Below are 15,798 nucleotides of genomic sequence, written 5' to 3'. Positions count from 1 at the left end.
GCCTGAGATGTGCTAAAATGAGGGCAAAGCACAAGGCGAGTTGTTGACTTGGCGTGTGCCAAGTTAGCAAAGCCTGAGAAGGAGTAGCTTATATGAATATTTGGCATGACATTGAAGCAAGCAAGGTTAAACCTAATGCGTTTGTGGCAATTGTTGAGATTCCTTATGGTTCCAAGAATAAGTACGAATTGGATAAGAAAACAGGCTTGTTGCGCTTGGATCGTGTTCTTTTCACCTCTACGCACTATCCAGCTAATTATGGCTTTATTCCTTTGACTTATGCTAATGATGGCGATCCGTTGGACGTGTTAATCTTGAGCCAGGTCAAGTTACACCCAATGATCATGGTTGATTGCCATCCAATTGGTGTGATTCGCATGATTGATCAGGACGAAGTGGATGATAAAATCATTGCAGTGCCAGATCATGATCCGAACTATTCGCAGTATCGGGATATTAGTGAAGTGCCAAGTCACGTGGCAAGTGAGATTATTCATTTCTTCGAAGTTTATAAGAATCTAGAGCATAAATCTACTACGACGAGTGAGGCGATGGGCGTAGATGTTGCTAAGCAAATCATTTTAGAAAGCATTGAGCGCTATCAGGTACACTTTCGTGGCAAATGCTCTGAGGCTGAAAAAGCTGAGATGAAGAAGCAGGCTGGCTTGTAATTTGGCTTCGATTCACTTAATAAGTTAGTGAGTTACTAAAGGCTGTCTACATTGCTGTAGGCAGCTTTTTTGGTTGGTGGTGAGCTTCGAAAGTTAGAAATTTGATGATTGGGCGCTAGATGCGTTGGTACGGTAGCTTATGTAATAGCGATAACGATGTGGATTTTTGACGACTAATCAATCAAAAAGGATTAAATAATTTAATTTGATGCTTAAATATGGATAAAAGCGTGCAAAATTAGTGAATCTATACTATTATAAGCTTATATCAGCGCAGTAATTTATTACTGTTAGCTTCTTTATTTGCGAGGAAGGTGCTATACCCCCTTTTTCTATGCACCTTCCTTTTTGCTGGAAGCAGCTTATTTAGAACTTATAGAGTTTATTTGATTGACTACTTATAGCGTGTAAAAGCTTGAGAATTGGTGCGCTAACGTTTTTAACGTGAGCAAAATTTGATAAATGTGATGCAATTGTGACAAACAAGAGGGGGTAGTGAGAAAAGTGTGAATTAATATTAGTCAGCGCAATACGTATATTATTTATCAACTAATCTTAGGAAAAATTGAGTTAGCCTGAGGCTAACTGTAAGGGGTAACTAAAATGAAAAAAATAGTTGGTAAGTATGCAGCTAAGCTGACTGTTTTGCTGACAGCGTTAAGCTTGTTCGGAAGTACGCTCGCTTATGCTGAAGATTCTGCTGGGGCAAGTTCTGATGCAGAGTATCTTGAGAAAATGTCCAAAACAACAGTAGCTACACAGCTTGATAAGAACGATGAAGTTCAGATTGAACTTAAATTCCCAGGCAAAGAAGATGTGATGGCTAGCGATGTAGTTTTTGTCATTGATAAATCTTCTTCAGGTGTTTCAGTTGAAAAATCTATAGAGTTTTTAAATAATGTTAGGGATCAAGTTACAAAAAAAGGCTTAAAGGTAAAAGTTGGCGTTGTTAAGTTTAATCGGATAGCTGAGAAGTCAAAGCTGTTAGATATAAGCGAAAATTATGATACATTGATAGAATATTTAAATGAGAAGAAAAGTGGAGGAACTAATATTCATGCTGGTCTTCTAGAAGCAAAACGGCTGCTTGATGAGGATCAGGGCGTTTTGCCGCAGAATAAGCATGTTGTGTTGATTAGCGATGGCTTAACGTATTTGTATTGCAAAAATGATGACCCAAGTGTGGGGTATACTAGAACGTTTGGTACAAATGCAGGAACTCTTTACGATTGGTCCGCGCGTTTCGGAATTGGGCAGAACGATCAGGCAATGACAAAAGTCCTTTTTAAGGATGATGGAAAAGAATATACGTATAACTCAATTCAAGAGAATGCGACTAATTTTGCTAAGTATATGAATCATTACAAGGATGATGTTGAATATAGTAAATATGACGGAGTATTCCACAAGGATGAAGCTAATATAAATATTGACCCCGATACACCAGAAATGCCACATTCTAATGATCCGAATATAGCACCTAGTGAAGATGTTATGAAAATGCCAAGCAATTTATGGGTAGCATTCAAACGCGCCGATGAAACTTGGCAAGATATGAAAAATGAAGATTATAATCTTCACGTTTTCGCTGATAATGCGAATGCAACAGGCATAGGCAAGTGCTTCTTACAGTATTTAAATCGCTCTGATAATAGTGATATACAGACTTTTGACCCTGACTATCTCCAAAGATCTGTTCTTCAAATTGTCGACAAAGGCTCAACTTTAGTTGATACAATTGGCAAGCACTTTAACTTTGTAAATAATCCTAAGAATATTAGTTTACAGATTGGTCAAGATACTTTTAACGCCGAAAAAATCGATGGCAAAGAAAACGAGTACAAATTTGGCGATAAAGCGACATTGAAATATATGCCAGGAGATAATGAATCCATTACCTTGACATTGAACACTGCGCTTACACCTCAAACATATGCTTCATTGAAATACAGCGTTAAGTTAGATAAGGATAGCAATTTGCCGACAGAAGCAGGTACACATAAGCTAGCTACAAATGAGAGCGCTGTTTTAAAGGCTGTAGACGGAAATAATAAACCTCATGGACAGTTTGTGTTTAAATCACCAGAAGTAGATTACAGTGTAAGTCGCCCATGTCCAAAACCATGCCCAGAGCCAGAACCAGCTAAGCCAGATGTGATTCCATATGTAGCAAGTGATCCGACTGAGCCAGTTGTAACTGAAGTAGAAGAACCTAAGGTAGGTAAAGTTGCTAAGACAGGTGAACTTGCAGGTGTTTCTAGTGAATTAGGTTTAGTCGTATTACTAGTTGCTGGTATGATAGCTAATAAGCGCAAACATTAATTTGCTTACTAATATAAGGCGATTAAAGCTAGCTCAGATTAGTCTGAGCTAGTTTTTTATGCTGCTAAACATAGTGCTTTTAAATTAGAAAGCTATATAAGCTGTGCAGCTTTAGAGAATAACAGCCAATTCTTAAGACAACTTAACGAATAATCGTACGCATGCTTTTATGAACGAAAAGCTAATCGTCCGCATTTACGTTCGCGCGCGAACGAAAAATGGACGCAAAATGGTAGCAAAAGCAAATACAATTTGTTAGTGTAAGCGGTCGATATGGCTGCGAATGTCGGGAAATTAAGCAATTTTGGGCCTGGATACCTTGCGTTACGTTTGTTTTGCACAATTGTACTCGCTTTTGGCTTAGTGTCTGCTTTGACTTTAGCAAGCGTTTTAGCTGAGTTAATTAGTGCCATTTTTGACATGAGCGAAATTTTAAGTGCCATTATGGAACGTGTTATAATAGACGTCTTGCAACAGCCTGCCTTTAAGTGGTGGGCTGAACTTTATTTTAGAGTTAAGCAGATTAGGTGATGGGAGAAAATATGAGTGAAATTAAAGCAGCCTTTTTTGACATCGATGGAACTTTAATCGAGAAAGGCACGCATTATTACGCAGAGAGTACGAAAGAAGCGCTTCAATCTTTGCAAGCTAAAGGAATAAAGACGGTGGTTTGTACAGGTCGCCATCCTGATGAGATTGCCAAAGAAGGCATGTTGAACGGACTTAGCTTTGATGGCTATGTGTATCTAAATGGTCAATTGGGCTTCATGGATGGCAAGAAAATTATTGAAAACGCGATAGATCCTCAAGATCTCTCAAAGCTGGAGATGTTTTGCAAAAATGAGCCAGCTAGTTGCATTTTGTTGGAAGAGAAGGATTATACATGCAACTTTGTTGACGAAGCAATGGTTGCTGGTCAGTCGTATATCGGCGCTTCTGTTCCGAAAATTCAGCTTTTCTATGACATTGCGAGGCGGAAAATTCTGCAAGCAATAGTTTTTGTCGATGCAGCGCAAGAAAAAAGACTGATGCAGGAATTGACCAAATCTAAGAGTTTGCGCTGGCACCAAACAGGTATCGATATTATTGCCAAAAATAGTGGCAAAGAAAGGGCGATGCAACAAGTTTGTGCGCATTTAAACATCAGCTCGGATAACTGTATTGCCTTTGGCGATGGTAACAACGATATGGGCATGCTGAAGACTGCCAAAATCGGCGTAGCGATGGCTGGCGCGCCAGAGATTGTGAAAGAGGCAGCTGATTTAGTAACTTCATCACCGCGCGAAGATGGCATCTTCAATGCTTTAAGAAAGTTGGAGATTATTTAGGCGCTTAGCTACATTTGGCATGATTAAAAGGATAGAGCCTTGCATAATTGTGTTTTGGTTAGTAGAAAAACGAGAAGCTTGGAAAAGCAAAGCTAGGCGGCGCTTATATTCAAGTGCAAAAAACGCGGGGCAATCAGTATGGCTAGATCTCGCTTAGAGGTAGCCTGTTCTGATATACTCCGCATGGACCTTATGCAAAAATCTTAGTCGTAGGTGGGATAATCTGGCACTTCAACTTTATCTACTTCCTTGTATGGAGCTAGCGTTGAAACCATACGCATTGGGCTGGAACTGCGATTGATACAATAATGTACTTCGCCTGGTTCGACATGGATAAAGTCACCTTTAGTCAGGTGGTTTAGATGGCCATTGATGTAGATGTCAATTTCTCCTTCCATAATATAAAAATTTTCCTCCATTTGCTCATGATAATGAGCAGGAAAGTCTTCTCCAGGACGAAACCGCACAATTGCAAATTTCATTCTAGGCCCTTTCATTAAATATTTTGGGCCTCCTTCATTGTTGAAGCGATATTCTTTTTCGGTTTCATTTAGTTTAAACATTTTTATCTCCTCGTTGCTTTATTTTTATGAATTTTGATTAATAGCCTGATTGGCGCCAGGGGCACACCACATATAATTTGTTATTCCTTTGTCACTTAAATCTAACTCTGTAGCGTAGACTTTACGCCACTTTGAATATAACTTGTCATATGTTTTGATGTTTTCTGTTTGCGGATAGAATGTTTTTTCAAATTGTACTAAGTGCTCACAACAAGCATTGAGATCGTTGTATAAGCCACAACCATAGCAAGCTAAGATTGCGGCACCGAGTGCGGTAGCTTCTTTAACAATTGGCCTTTTTACAGGTAGATTGGTAACATCTGCCAAAATTTGACAACAAAGATCACTTTGACTTGCGCCATTAGCAAAAATAAGTTCATTTGGCTTTTGCCCAGTTAAAGAAGCAACAGCGTTGATATGTCCTCGTGTAACCATGCAAGCATTCTCGAGCAAAGCACGATAGAATGTAAATATATTATATTTTGCAGCATCAGCTTTAAAATCGATGAATGAACAAGCAGCATGGCGCCAAGCGATGAAATTCATTTCGTCGGAGAAAATGCCTAACATACCGTTTGAACCAGCAGGAACCTTAACGGCACCATTTTCTAAGTAAGAATAAATAGATTCATTATTTTGCTTGGCTAATGCTTCAAAAGGAAAAGCAAAGGCGTTCTTAAACCACTTAAGGATCATACCTGGCTGAAAAGCAATTGCTTCATATTGCCACAAGTTAGGTGTTATATAGCAATTCATGCGTATTTTAGCATCTGAATCAGTATGAGCTGAATTAGTATTATATTCGTATTGCCAGAAACTACCACCTAACACGATGGCAGAACCGACCTTACAAGCGCCCACACCTAAACATCCTAATTGTGCATCACCTCCACCGATTATAACTTTGGTGTTAACATCTAAACCTAAATCGTGAGCTAAATCAGCTTTAATATTACCTACAACTGTGCCTGGTTCTTTAATTTCAGGTAAACAATTAGTTGGAATACCAAATTTTTTGATGATATCGTAGTCCCATTGACGAGTTTGCAAATTTATTAAACCAAGAGTGGAACCGTTGCTGGGTTCGATGATTAATTGACCTGTTAATTTGTAAATCATCCAATCGTTGAACATACCGATTTTGGCCATCTGTTGATAAATTTCTGGTTGCTTTTCTTTTATAAAAAGTAGGCGAGGAATGGCTGATAGGGCATAAGTTTGTCCACTTGATTTATACACGGCTTTTTGTAGCTCTGGATTATCTAATACTAATTTAGCAGCCACTTCTTCGCTTCTAGCATCGACATTTGCACAAGCCCAAATTTCTTCGCCATTCTTGTTGTAAATTATTATGCCTTCACGCATGCAAGTAGTCGAAATGGCGCATAAATCTGCTGGATCAATATTTGATTTTTGCAAAGCTTGCCGAATGCAGTTTCTGCATAAATCCCAATTCTTATGATAATCGAAGTTCATGCTGTTCGGAAATCTAGGATCCTCTAGATGAGTCCATTCTGTTTGGGCTACTGCTATTTGTTGCCCGTTTTCATCAAAAATGACAGAACGAATGCTGCCAGTACCGGCATCGAGCGCCATTAAATATTTCATTATTTTGCCTCCTAAACTAATTGTTGTGCTGTTTCATCATCTGTTATCAGAACGTTGATGTAGTGGCCTTTTAAAACGGCTTTAATTGCTTCAACTTTTTCCGTACCTCCAGCTACACCTATTACGTTGCTAAGAGATTTTAATTCAGATAAAGGTGTTGAAATCAATCGCTTGTCAATAGTTGAATCAACGGTTTTACCTTCTGAATCAATAAAGTGACAGAGCAAATCGCCTACGGCTCCTTGTCTTTCTAACATGGTAAAGTCATCTCTATTTAAAATATTTGATTTTAGGATAGTTGCTTCGGCATTCATTGCGCCTATACCGACGACAGATAAACCTGAAAATTTAATCATTCGATTGATAGTTTGAATTGAATTCTCTTGTTTAATTGCATGTGCCATCTCTTCGGTAGAAATTACAAGTGGTGCTGGAATCAAATGCAATTTTGCATTGAAAATTGTGGAGCGAATATCTGGTAAATAGTAATTCACGCCACCTGTTAACGATATACAAGTTAAAGCCTTTTCACTCATACTTGCTAAATTATTTAGTACCTTACTAGGAGTGTCACCGTAACCTATGTTGATATAACCGTCACTAGGTAAACGATTAAAAATATACATTGAAGCTGCACGAGCAATACTTTCATTAATTTGATTGGGCTTATAAGGTGTTGGGATGATTAAAATATCATCTAAACCATATTGGTTAATGATATCTTGTTCCAATTGCATACGTTTAGTATTATTAGGCCAAAAACTGAATTGCACAATACCGTAATTTCGGGCTTGTTCCAAAATTTTAACGACCTTTACTCTTGGAATGCCTAATCTTTCAGCAATTACTTGCTGAGTTAATCCTTCAATATAGTAATACCAAGCTACTTTTGTCATGATTATTTCGTCAAAGGACATGAATTTATTTTCTTCCATATGTAGACCGCCGTTACTTAAGATGAGTTAATTATAATTAATATTGAAAGTTGTGTCAAATGTTGAGTATGCAAACAAATGTAATTAAAGCAGTTTCGATTATGCATAAAAAAATATGAAAATTAGTCTAATGTGTCAAAAAAGTTGTGGAATAACAATTAATATCCTTGACAATTTGAACGCTGAGATATATTATTCTATTAACAAATGTTAAGGCACTAAACAAATATCGCATTTAGGGACGGAAAAGATGGAAGAGAATAGTGATTCTAAAGTGATGCTAAAGGTAGAAGGCATTTACAAGTCGTTTGGCACTAATAAAGTCTTAAAAGGCATTGGACTGAGCGTTAAAGCTGGCGAGGCATTGGCTCTAATAGGCGGTAATGGAGCGGGAAAATCTACACTTGTAAAAATTATTATGGGCTTATATAAGGCTGATCAAGGCTCAGTGCAGGTTGATGGTAAGGATATGCGTTTGAATTCGGTGAGTGAGTCGTTAAATTCAGGCATTTATATGGTTCCACAGGAGCCATTACTTTTTCCACACATGACGATTGAAGAGAATGTATTGATTGGTATTCCAGGCGACCGTGCTGAGCTTAGCAAAAAGTTGAATGATTTGTTGAAAAAATATAAATGGGACTTAGATATGAAGAGCTTGGCTCAAGGCATATCTGTGGCGCAACAACAAATTGTTGAACTTTTAAGGGCGCTGTTGCGTAATGCTGGTGTTTTGATTTTAGATGAACCGACAGGTGCTTTGACATTTGATGAAGTGGAAACGCTTTATAAAATTATTGATGAATTAAAAAAAGAAGGCAAAGCGTTAATTTATATTACACACCGTATGGGTGAGATTTTTCGAGTTGCTGACAATATTGCAATTATGCGTGATGGCATAATTACGATTTCTGGTAAAGTAACTGAATTTACGGAGCAAGATTTAATTAGGGGATTGTTACCAGATAATGCTACTAGAGATGATGAAGCTAAGGCGGAGGAAAAAGATGGTAAGTTAGTGGGTACAGGAGGCAATCCTGAGCGAAAAGGTGAGCCGGTGCTCAGACTTATAGATTACAGTGGGTATGGATTTTATAAAATTAATTTAGATATATATGAGGGCGAAATATTGGGAATCGCTGGCGTTGTTGGTGCTGGTCGAACAGAATTGGCTACCACTATTTTCGGCTTGCAAAAAGCTCTTGGTGGAAAGGCTATTTTGGCTGGTAAAGATATTACCAATTTACCAACTAAAGAAATAGTTCGTTCGGGCATTAATTATGTAACTGAGGATAGAAGCGTGCATGGACTATTTAAAATTCGCTCAGTAGTAAATAATTTGTGTTCTGCACTTTTGATTTGCCGTACACAAAAAAATAATTACTTTATTGATAAGAAATCTGAGAAGCAAACGACGGAGGAATATGTTGAAAAATTTAGAATCAAGACCGATAGTATCGAGCAAGAAGTAGGCAATTTATCAGGTGGTAATCAGCAAAAGATAATGCTGGCTCGTGCTTTGTCTACAAAGCCGAAAGTTATCATTCTTGATGAGCCTACTAGAGGTATTGATGCTGCTGCACGTGCTGATATTTATCGAATTATAAGTGAACTTAAAAAATCAGGTGTAGCTATTATCTTAATTTCTTCAGATATGGAAGAAATAGTTTCACTGTCTACAAGAGCGGTTGTTATTTGTCAAGGCCAATTACATTCTGAGTATCAACGTGATGAAATTGGTCAAGAAAAATTGATGATTGCCTCATTTGGTGTTGATTAGGGAGGGCGTAGCTGTGTTAAAGAAAATCAAATCTTTCAAAGAAATTCGTAGCTTAGCTTGTTTGATTTTGCTGTTTGCAGTCGTTGGTATGGTTAATCCAGACTTTTTAGCTACGACTAGTTTGCTTAATTGCTTCAATGATAGTGTTGTATTTACACTTTTAGCAGTTGGTATTGCTTTTGTTATTTTTACAGGTGAGATTGATGTATCTATTGGTGCGGTTTTGGGCCTAGCAGCGGCTGTGAGTAGCAGCTTGCTAAGAGATGGTTATAATCTGATTATAGCGTTATTGAGTGCTGTGCTGATAGGTATAATTGTTGGCTACATTAATGGTTATTGCGTTTCTTATTTAAAGATACCTTCGCTAATTTTAACGTTAGCAACTAATGGTATTTGTCGTGGCTTGATCTATGTATATACGCATGGTTCATGGGTTGAAAATTTACCAGCATATTTCACAGGCCTCTCACAATTTAAACTTATATCTGAGTTAACCGCATTTTATACAGTAACGTTGTTAATTGTCTTAATTTTAGATTTTTATGTCAAAAAGACCGAAAAAGGTAGGAGCTTCATTGCTGTTGGAGATAATTATAACGGCGCTATGTTAGTCGGTATAAAAGCAAAAAGAGTCAAATTAATTTCATATGTTCTTTGTGGAGTCTTGGCTGCAATTGCAGGCGTATGCTATTCGTCCCGTATTGGTTTTATCACACCATTAGCAGGAAATGGTTATGAAATGAAAGCTATTGCAGCTTGTGTGATTGGTGGTGCAAGTCTTGTAGGTGGCCAGGGAACGCTTTTGGGTGTGGCCATTGGTGCTGTTATCATGTCGTCTATCAACAGAATATTGGTATTTATTGGTTTGTCATCCAATTACGATAATACAATAACTGGTATTTTATTGATTACCCTAGTCGTAGCAGATGCTTTGTTGCAAAAACGTTCTGCACATTTATTGAAATGCTATAAGCAGAAAATTCTTGTAGAACATGCAGAAAAAAGTCAATCGGAGGTTAAGCATTAATGAATAGTAAATTTAAACGTTGGGAATTATTTTTACTAGTGATTATAGCAGCTGAATTTGTGATATTCGGTATGGCTAATCCAAAGTTTTTGATGCCTCGTATACTGTTGAGCAGTGTCAATGATATTATTTCAATTTGCATTATTTCTTTATTCGTAACACTGGTTATGATTACGGGTGGCATTGATATTCAAGTTGGATCATTAGTTGGCTTGGCTTCAATTACGATTGGCGTATTCTGGCAAGATTTTGGCTTTAACATTTGGGTTGCTTGCTTGTTTGCCGTTGCATTTTCAGCTATCTGTGGCGCTATTTCTGGCTTTTTTATCGGATATGTCAAAGTTCAGGCAATGATTATAACTTTAGGAGGTAGCTTCCTTTATTCAGGCGTAGCACTTTCTATTTCCAATTTATCTAAGACGGCTAGCTACAAAGGCATTAGTGGCTTCCCAGAGTCGTTTCTAATGTTGAGTAAGTTTAGGCTGTTTGGTGTAATCCCTAGTCAATTGATAATATTTGCTTTCTTGACGGCAATTTTATATGTGCTTTTGGAAAAAACAAAATTTGGCCGAAAGGTGTTTTTGGTTGGTGTTAATGAGAATGCCGCTAGGTTATCAGGTATAAATACAAATCGGATTATTTTGCTGACATACGTTTTATCAGCTGTTAGTGCGGCAATTGCTGGCATTATTTTAACTTCTTATATCGGTACAAGTAAGAGTGATATTGGTGCTACATTTACTCTGCCAATTATTACTTCTGTTGTGTTAGGCGGAACTTTAAGTAGTGGTGGTAAAGGTAGCGTAATAGGTACAGCTTTAGCGTCTGTGATTATCGGCTTGATGCGGTTTGGATTACCGCTATGTTTTAAGGTTAATAGCCAATATTTGGATATACCACTAGGTTTACTTCTATTGGTAATCATTGTTGGACGTTCTGTTTTTAGTAACAGAACTAAATTTAAGTTGGGAAATTATTTAGCTAGGAAAGCTAATAATTAGAGGAGGTTTTATATGAAAAAGCTGTTGTCAGTTGGGTTAAGTTTGGTCTTGGCTTTGTCATTCGTTGGATGTTCGAAGCAACAAAATCAACCTAAGCAGTCGGAAAAAAAGAATTCAGAAGCTGCTGAGACAAAGGCAGAGAAGACGGAGAATGCAGAGAAGGCTGCAGGTGGTCAAAAAGACGTCAAAGATATTAAGGGGAAGACGGTTGTATTCGTACCTAAATTGACGGGTAATGCATTCTTTGAATCAGCTAACAATGGTGCTCAACGATTCTCAAAAGAATGGGGATTTACTGTTGATTATCAAGGAAGTTCAAATGCAAGTGTTGCTGACCAGGTTCAGGTCATTAACAATGCGATTGCAACAGGTGCGGATGCTATTTGCGTATCATCTGTTGACTCGACTGGTTTGGATGCTGCTCTGAAAGAGGCTACATCAAAAGGTTTAACAGTAGTTACATGGGACTCAGATGTTTCGTCCTCTGCTCGTACGTTGATGGTTTCACAAGGTACGCCTGAATTGCTTGGCAAGATGTTAGCTGATATGGGTGCTGATTCTTTGCAAAAGCGTGGTAAGGATCCTAAGAAAGATAAAATTAAGTATTGTTGGCATTATTCACAAGCAACAGTTTCTGACCAAAACTCATGGCAGGTAGCTGGCGAAGCTTATATTAAGAAGAATTTCCCAAATTGGGAAAATATTGCTCCAGACAACTATTATTCTGAGCAAGATGCTGAAAAGGCCGTAAGTATTGGTGCATCTATCTTGGAAGCTCATCCTGATGTCGACCTAATTATCTGTAACGATTCAACTGCTTTGCCAGGTCAATGTAAAGCTGCACAAAATGCTAAGAAGACTAAAAAAGATATTACTATCACAGGCTTTGCTTCTCCAAATTCAATTCGTGACTATTGCAAGGCTGATGTCATTGAGCAATGGGGACTTTGGGATTGTGAAATTCAAGGTGCTTTAGGTTGTTACATGGCTGCTTATTTGTCAGCTGGCAACGAAGTAAAAGTAGGTGACAAGATTAATGTTCCAGGCATCGGCGAAGTCGAGGTTATGCCAAACAATTGTTTAGTACCAGATGACAAGACAGCTGATAAGAATAATGGTGTCGTTCTTTTGCCTGAACGTGCTGTGTTTAATAAGGAGAATGTAGATAAGTACAATTTCTAATTGTTGTGCTATCTGATTAGTTAAGTAAAAAAATAGGCCCATCTTACGTGGGTGGGCTTTTTAACAAGGAGGAAAAATGGCAGATACAGAAGGACTAAAAGTTGCAAAAAATTATCATCTTGATCAGGCTTTTGCTAATAACAAACCTTTCTTTGTGAAGGGTGCAAATGCGTTAGATTGGGGTATGCAAAAGCATCTTGCTCGTATTTTCAATCCTAAGAGCAAAAATACAGTGATGTTTGCTTTTGATCATGGCTATTTCATGGGCTCAACATCAGGCTTGGAACGCTTAGATTTATTAATTCCAGAGTTACAAGATGCAGTTGATGTTTTCATGGGCACACGTGGGGCTTTACGTTCTTGTGTTTCGCCAGCTTTCACTAATTCAATTGCCTTACGTGTTACTTCTGGCTCTTCAATCTTAAACGATGACCTTTCACATGAAGTGGTAGCAGTAGATATTGAAGATGCTATACGAATGAATGCTGATTGCCTAGCTGTTCAAACTTTTATTGGAGCTGATGGTCAATTAAGTAGCCTAGATAATTTATCTAAGTGCGTAAATTTGGGCCAACGTTACTCAATTCCTGTTATGGGCGTTGTAGCGGTTGGTAAGCAGATGGAAAGAACATCACGTTTCTTTAAATTAGCAACACGTATGCTAGCTGAATTAGGCGCAAATATTATTAAGACATATTATTGTGACAATTTTGATGAAGTTGTAGCAGCTTGCCCTGTGCCGATTGTAGTAGCTGGAGGTAAAAAATTGCCTGAGAAGGAAGCTTTGATATTAGCTTATAAGGCTATATCTGAGGGTGCACATGGCCTTGATATGGGACGTAATATTTTCCAAAGCGAGAAACCACGTACAATGGCTAAAGCAATAGGATTGATAGTACATGAGGGTTACACAGATGAAGCCGCTTATGAGTACTATATGACACATTAAATTTAATAAGTTAACTTGTTTTCTGGGTCTCGTTTATGCTAAGCCTTGCTAGCGTGAGCGAGGCTTTTTAGCGATTACGAGTTCTTTGTATATTAGAGTTAGCGTGTATAGGCCATGGACGTATACGGACTAGAAATTTTGTGGACATCTTTTGCGATGTATGGCGAAATATTGCAGATATAAACAATGCATGATATCATACACAGTGGTTCAATGAATTTTAAGGATTAAACTAATGGCGACAATCAAAGATATAGCTGAAGCTGCAGGTGTTTCTCATGGTACTGTTTCTAATGTTCTTAATAAACGTGGGAACGTCAGTTATGCGAAAATTAAATTAGTAGAAGAAATAGCTTCGCAAATGGGTTATGTTATTAATGAGAAAGCAAGTTCTTTGAGAGAAGGAAAAACTAAAATACTTGCAGTAATTTTGCCTAATATTTCAGAGGCAAAGTATGCAGATCTGTATTCTGGAATAAATGCATTTGCCGAAGAAAATAATTATAAAGTGAGATTATTTTTAACTAACGAGATGCTATATATTGAGAGAGCTGCGTTGAAAAAGATAATTTCGTTACGTGCTGAGTGGCTTTTAGCCGTGACTTCATTGAATCCTGATTTAAGTTTATATGGTGATCTGGAAAAAAATAATATTTCTACTATTTTTTTGGAGAGAAGTAGTAATTTGCCCAATAGTTGTTCATTAAGCTTTGATTTCGCTGATATAGCACGGAACTTTGCAAAGTATATAAAATTGAAGAGATTTTCAGATCCTGAAATTGCTGTTATTACTGAAAGCAGTGATATACCTGAGCAAAAAATATACTGTCAGGCGTTGAAAGAAGAATTAAATATTTCAGAATCTAATATTTATGAAAATAAACAAGGTAATTTATCGTCAGCTTGCTATGAAATATTTAATAGTCCAATCAACTACAAAGCGATAATAACAAGTAGTGAATTTTTGGCCGATAAAATAAGGGATATATATGTAGCTACAAAAAATATTCCTGAAATATATACTATAAGCAGTTTAAGACCATGCCAAAATCCATATTACAATTGTGCTTGCCTCAATTATTGCAAGCTAGGATATGTTGCTGCTAGTAAAATTACTGGAGGCTCGTTGCTATCATCCAATGTTAATTATTTGGAAAGTAGTTATTATAACTACATGCAGTCGGCAACAATTGTGCAACACGAGAGTACGAAATTACAACTTATTGCGCACAGTACACCAGGCGTAAGAGCTCTTGGACATCTTTTGCCAAAATTTAAACAGAAATATAATATTGATGTTGAGATTAATCTTTTAAGTGCAAAGGATATTCGCAAATATATAATTGAGAAAAATGCATGGGATATATGTAGAGTAGATCCATCTGAATTTTCTTATTTAGCACCAAAATATTTTGCCTGCTTGACAGAGATAGAAGCTTGTTGTAGCAAAAGGTTTGCAGATTATATTGATTTACCAGAAGCTTACTATAATGTAAGCGGCAGCATTTATGGGCTACCTTTTGATATTGCTGTTCAAATGCTTTTTTTTCAAAGCGATTTATTTGCTGATATGCGTGAACAAAGAGCATTTTTAGAAACTACTGGTCATCCTTTACAAATACCTAAAAATTTTTCTGAATTTACAGAAATATGTAGATTTTTTTCGCATAAGGAAAGAGCACATTCGCCAGTTAAATTTGGTACAACGTTGTCGCCTAAACAGGAGTCATCGATTACAACTTATTTTTTGCCACGTTTATTGTCTGATTGTAATTTAAATTACGATGCTAGAGGCCTTTTGAATTTGCAAAATACTGATGTTTTGAAGTGCCTTAAAGATTTTATAGCTTTTGATGCTTATAGTGGAAATGAATCTGTGCAAAACTGGTCGGAAATAACAGAGAATTTCATGCAAGGGCAAACAGCTACAACTATTGTTTTTAGTAATCATGCATCAAACTTTATTAGAAAGGCTCAGAGTAAAATCAATTTAGAAATAGCTGCTGCAACTATTCCAGGTGCTAAACCGCTTTTGGGAGGTGGTTCGTTAGCTATAAACAGGTTTTCTTCTAACAAAGCAGCAGCTTACAAATTTATAGATTGGGCTTGTTCTCCAAGCATAGCAAGCGAGCTTGTTGAGTTAGGATCTAGTTCAGCTTGTAAAATTGTTTATGAACAGCGAGAAATACTGGATTGCTATCCATGGCTTATTTATATGCGTAATAATTTTAAGTTGGGAATAAGACCAACAATCGCCTGTAAGAAACCACAAATGATTAGTGAGGCTGATTTTGAAACAATTTTAGGTAGCCATTTAATGCGAGTGAAAAAACTACAGGAAACTCCTGAAGAGGCACTTAAATTAACTCAGTTGGATTTGCAAGATTTGTATCTAAAATCGTTTAATAGGCAATAAAATCTTTGGGATATTA

Annotated in this window: 13 protein-coding genes; 10 read left to right on the top strand and 3 right to left on the bottom strand. The window is 37.2% G+C overall.

Going from position 1 to position 15,798, the window contains the following annotated elements; genetic code table 11:
- The first annotated feature begins 92 nt into the window (after positions 1-92).
- The 4 genes from PYS62_RS06055 to PYS62_RS06040 all read left to right on the top strand — a co-directional run bounded on the left by PYS62_RS06055 (position 93) and on the right by PYS62_RS06040 (position 4,321).
- Positions 93-671: an inorganic diphosphatase gene (locus tag PYS62_RS06055; protein ID WP_066712171.1), complete on the top strand. Its 579-nt coding sequence runs from the start codon at positions 93-95 to the stop codon at positions 669-671.
- 603 nt (positions 672-1,274) lie between these two features.
- Entirely contained in the window at positions 1,275-2,993 is a 1,719-nt protein-coding gene (locus PYS62_RS06050; RefSeq protein ID WP_066712173.1) for a vWA domain-containing protein, read from the top strand.
- Positions 2,994-3,266: 273 nt separating this feature from the next.
- The gene (locus tag PYS62_RS06045) at positions 3,267-3,524 is read left to right on the top strand and encodes a hypothetical protein (protein WP_066712176.1); all 258 of its coding nucleotides are present in this window, start codon (positions 3,267-3,269) and stop codon (positions 3,522-3,524) included.
- 11 nt (positions 3,525-3,535) lie between these two features.
- Positions 3,536-4,321 (top strand): HAD family hydrolase, encoded by a 786-nt coding sequence (locus PYS62_RS06040; protein WP_066712179.1) that lies wholly within the window; start codon positions 3,536-3,538, stop codon positions 4,319-4,321.
- A 203-nt stretch (positions 4,322-4,524) separates the two neighbouring features.
- On the opposite strand, the gene PYS62_RS06035 is transcribed toward PYS62_RS06040, so the two are convergent.
- Genes PYS62_RS06035 through PYS62_RS06025 form a run of 3 tightly spaced genes read right to left on the bottom strand, consistent with a single transcriptional unit; the run spans position 4,525 to position 7,427 of the window.
- On the bottom strand, positions 4,525-4,884 hold the full coding sequence (locus tag PYS62_RS06035) for a cupin domain-containing protein (protein ID WP_066712182.1): 360 nt from the start codon (positions 4,882-4,884) through the stop codon (positions 4,525-4,527).
- Between the two features lie 24 nt (positions 4,885-4,908).
- Complete coding sequence (gene lsrK / locus PYS62_RS06030) at positions 4,909-6,492, bottom strand: autoinducer-2 kinase (RefSeq protein ID WP_066712185.1); 1,584 nt, start codon at positions 6,490-6,492, stop codon at positions 4,909-4,911.
- A gap of 11 nt (positions 6,493-6,503) precedes the next feature.
- A complete protein-coding gene (locus tag PYS62_RS06025) occupies positions 6,504-7,427 on the bottom strand; it encodes a sugar-binding transcriptional regulator (protein ID WP_315573702.1) in 924 nt (307 codons plus the stop codon).
- Positions 7,428-7,677: 250 nt separating this feature from the next.
- Between PYS62_RS06025 and PYS62_RS06020 the strand changes: the two genes are divergently transcribed.
- From PYS62_RS06020 to PYS62_RS05995, 6 genes are all read left to right on the top strand, one after another.
- Positions 7,678-9,207: a sugar ABC transporter ATP-binding protein gene (locus PYS62_RS06020; protein ID WP_066712189.1), complete on the top strand. Its 1,530-nt coding sequence runs from the start codon at positions 7,678-7,680 to the stop codon at positions 9,205-9,207.
- Positions 9,208-9,220: 13 nt separating this feature from the next.
- Positions 9,221-10,234, top strand: coding sequence for an ABC transporter permease (locus tag PYS62_RS06015; protein ID WP_315573706.1), 1,014 nt, complete (start codon positions 9,221-9,223; stop codon positions 10,232-10,234).
- Positions 10,234-11,235: an ABC transporter permease gene (locus PYS62_RS06010; RefSeq protein WP_066712192.1), complete on the top strand. Its 1,002-nt coding sequence runs from the start codon at positions 10,234-10,236 to the stop codon at positions 11,233-11,235. The genes PYS62_RS06015 and PYS62_RS06010 overlap by 1 nt, the downstream gene beginning before the upstream one ends.
- A gap of 12 nt (positions 11,236-11,247) precedes the next feature.
- Positions 11,248-12,417: a substrate-binding domain-containing protein gene (locus PYS62_RS06005; protein WP_066712194.1), complete on the top strand. Its 1,170-nt coding sequence runs from the start codon at positions 11,248-11,250 to the stop codon at positions 12,415-12,417.
- A gap of 76 nt (positions 12,418-12,493) precedes the next feature.
- A complete protein-coding gene (gene lsrF, locus PYS62_RS06000; protein WP_066712196.1) occupies positions 12,494-13,366 on the top strand; it encodes a 3-hydroxy-5-phosphonooxypentane-2,4-dione thiolase in 873 nt (290 codons plus the stop codon).
- A gap of 235 nt (positions 13,367-13,601) precedes the next feature.
- On the top strand, positions 13,602-15,782 hold the full coding sequence (locus tag PYS62_RS05995; RefSeq protein ID WP_066712197.1) for an extracellular solute-binding protein: 2,181 nt from the start codon (positions 13,602-13,604) through the stop codon (positions 15,780-15,782).
- The last annotated feature ends 16 nt before the right edge of the window (positions 15,783-15,798 follow it).

It is taken from the genome of Amygdalobacter nucleatus, assembly GCF_029167365.1.
GTDB classification, from domain to species: domain Bacteria; phylum Bacillota; class Clostridia; order Saccharofermentanales; family Fastidiosipilaceae; genus Amygdalobacter; species Amygdalobacter nucleatus.
The sequence above is the reverse complement of the archived record's forward strand: the minus strand, read 5'-3'. Positions and strand labels throughout refer to the sequence as shown.

Bases quoted from the DNA above. Each gene is read 5' to 3' on its own strand.
- lsrK (WP_066712185.1), bottom strand. From the start codon at position 6,492: ATGAAATATTTAATGGCGCTCGATGCCGGTACTGGCAGCATTCGTTCT.
- PYS62_RS06010 (WP_066712192.1), top strand. From the start codon at position 10,234: ATGAATAGTAAATTTAAACGTTGGGAATTATTTTTACTAGTGATTATA.
- PYS62_RS06055 (WP_066712171.1), top strand. From the start codon at position 93: ATGAATATTTGGCATGACATTGAAGCAAGCAAGGTTAAACCTAATGCG.
- lsrF (WP_066712196.1), top strand. From the start codon at position 12,494: ATGGCAGATACAGAAGGACTAAAAGTTGCAAAAAATTATCATCTTGAT.
- PYS62_RS06045 (WP_066712176.1), top strand. From the start codon at position 3,267: ATGGCTGCGAATGTCGGGAAATTAAGCAATTTTGGGCCTGGATACCTT.
- PYS62_RS06050 (WP_066712173.1), top strand. From the start codon at position 1,275: ATGAAAAAAATAGTTGGTAAGTATGCAGCTAAGCTGACTGTTTTGCTG.
- PYS62_RS06020 (WP_066712189.1), top strand. From the start codon at position 7,678: ATGGAAGAGAATAGTGATTCTAAAGTGATGCTAAAGGTAGAAGGCATT.
- PYS62_RS06040 (WP_066712179.1), top strand. From the start codon at position 3,536: ATGAGTGAAATTAAAGCAGCCTTTTTTGACATCGATGGAACTTTAATC.
- PYS62_RS06025 (WP_315573702.1), bottom strand. From the start codon at position 7,427: ATGGAAGAAAATAAATTCATGTCCTTTGACGAAATAATCATGACAAAA.
- PYS62_RS05995 (WP_066712197.1), top strand. From the start codon at position 13,602: ATGGCGACAATCAAAGATATAGCTGAAGCTGCAGGTGTTTCTCATGGT.
- PYS62_RS06005 (WP_066712194.1), top strand. From the start codon at position 11,248: ATGAAAAAGCTGTTGTCAGTTGGGTTAAGTTTGGTCTTGGCTTTGTCA.
- PYS62_RS06035 (WP_066712182.1), bottom strand. From the start codon at position 4,884: ATGTTTAAACTAAATGAAACCGAAAAAGAATATCGCTTCAACAATGAA.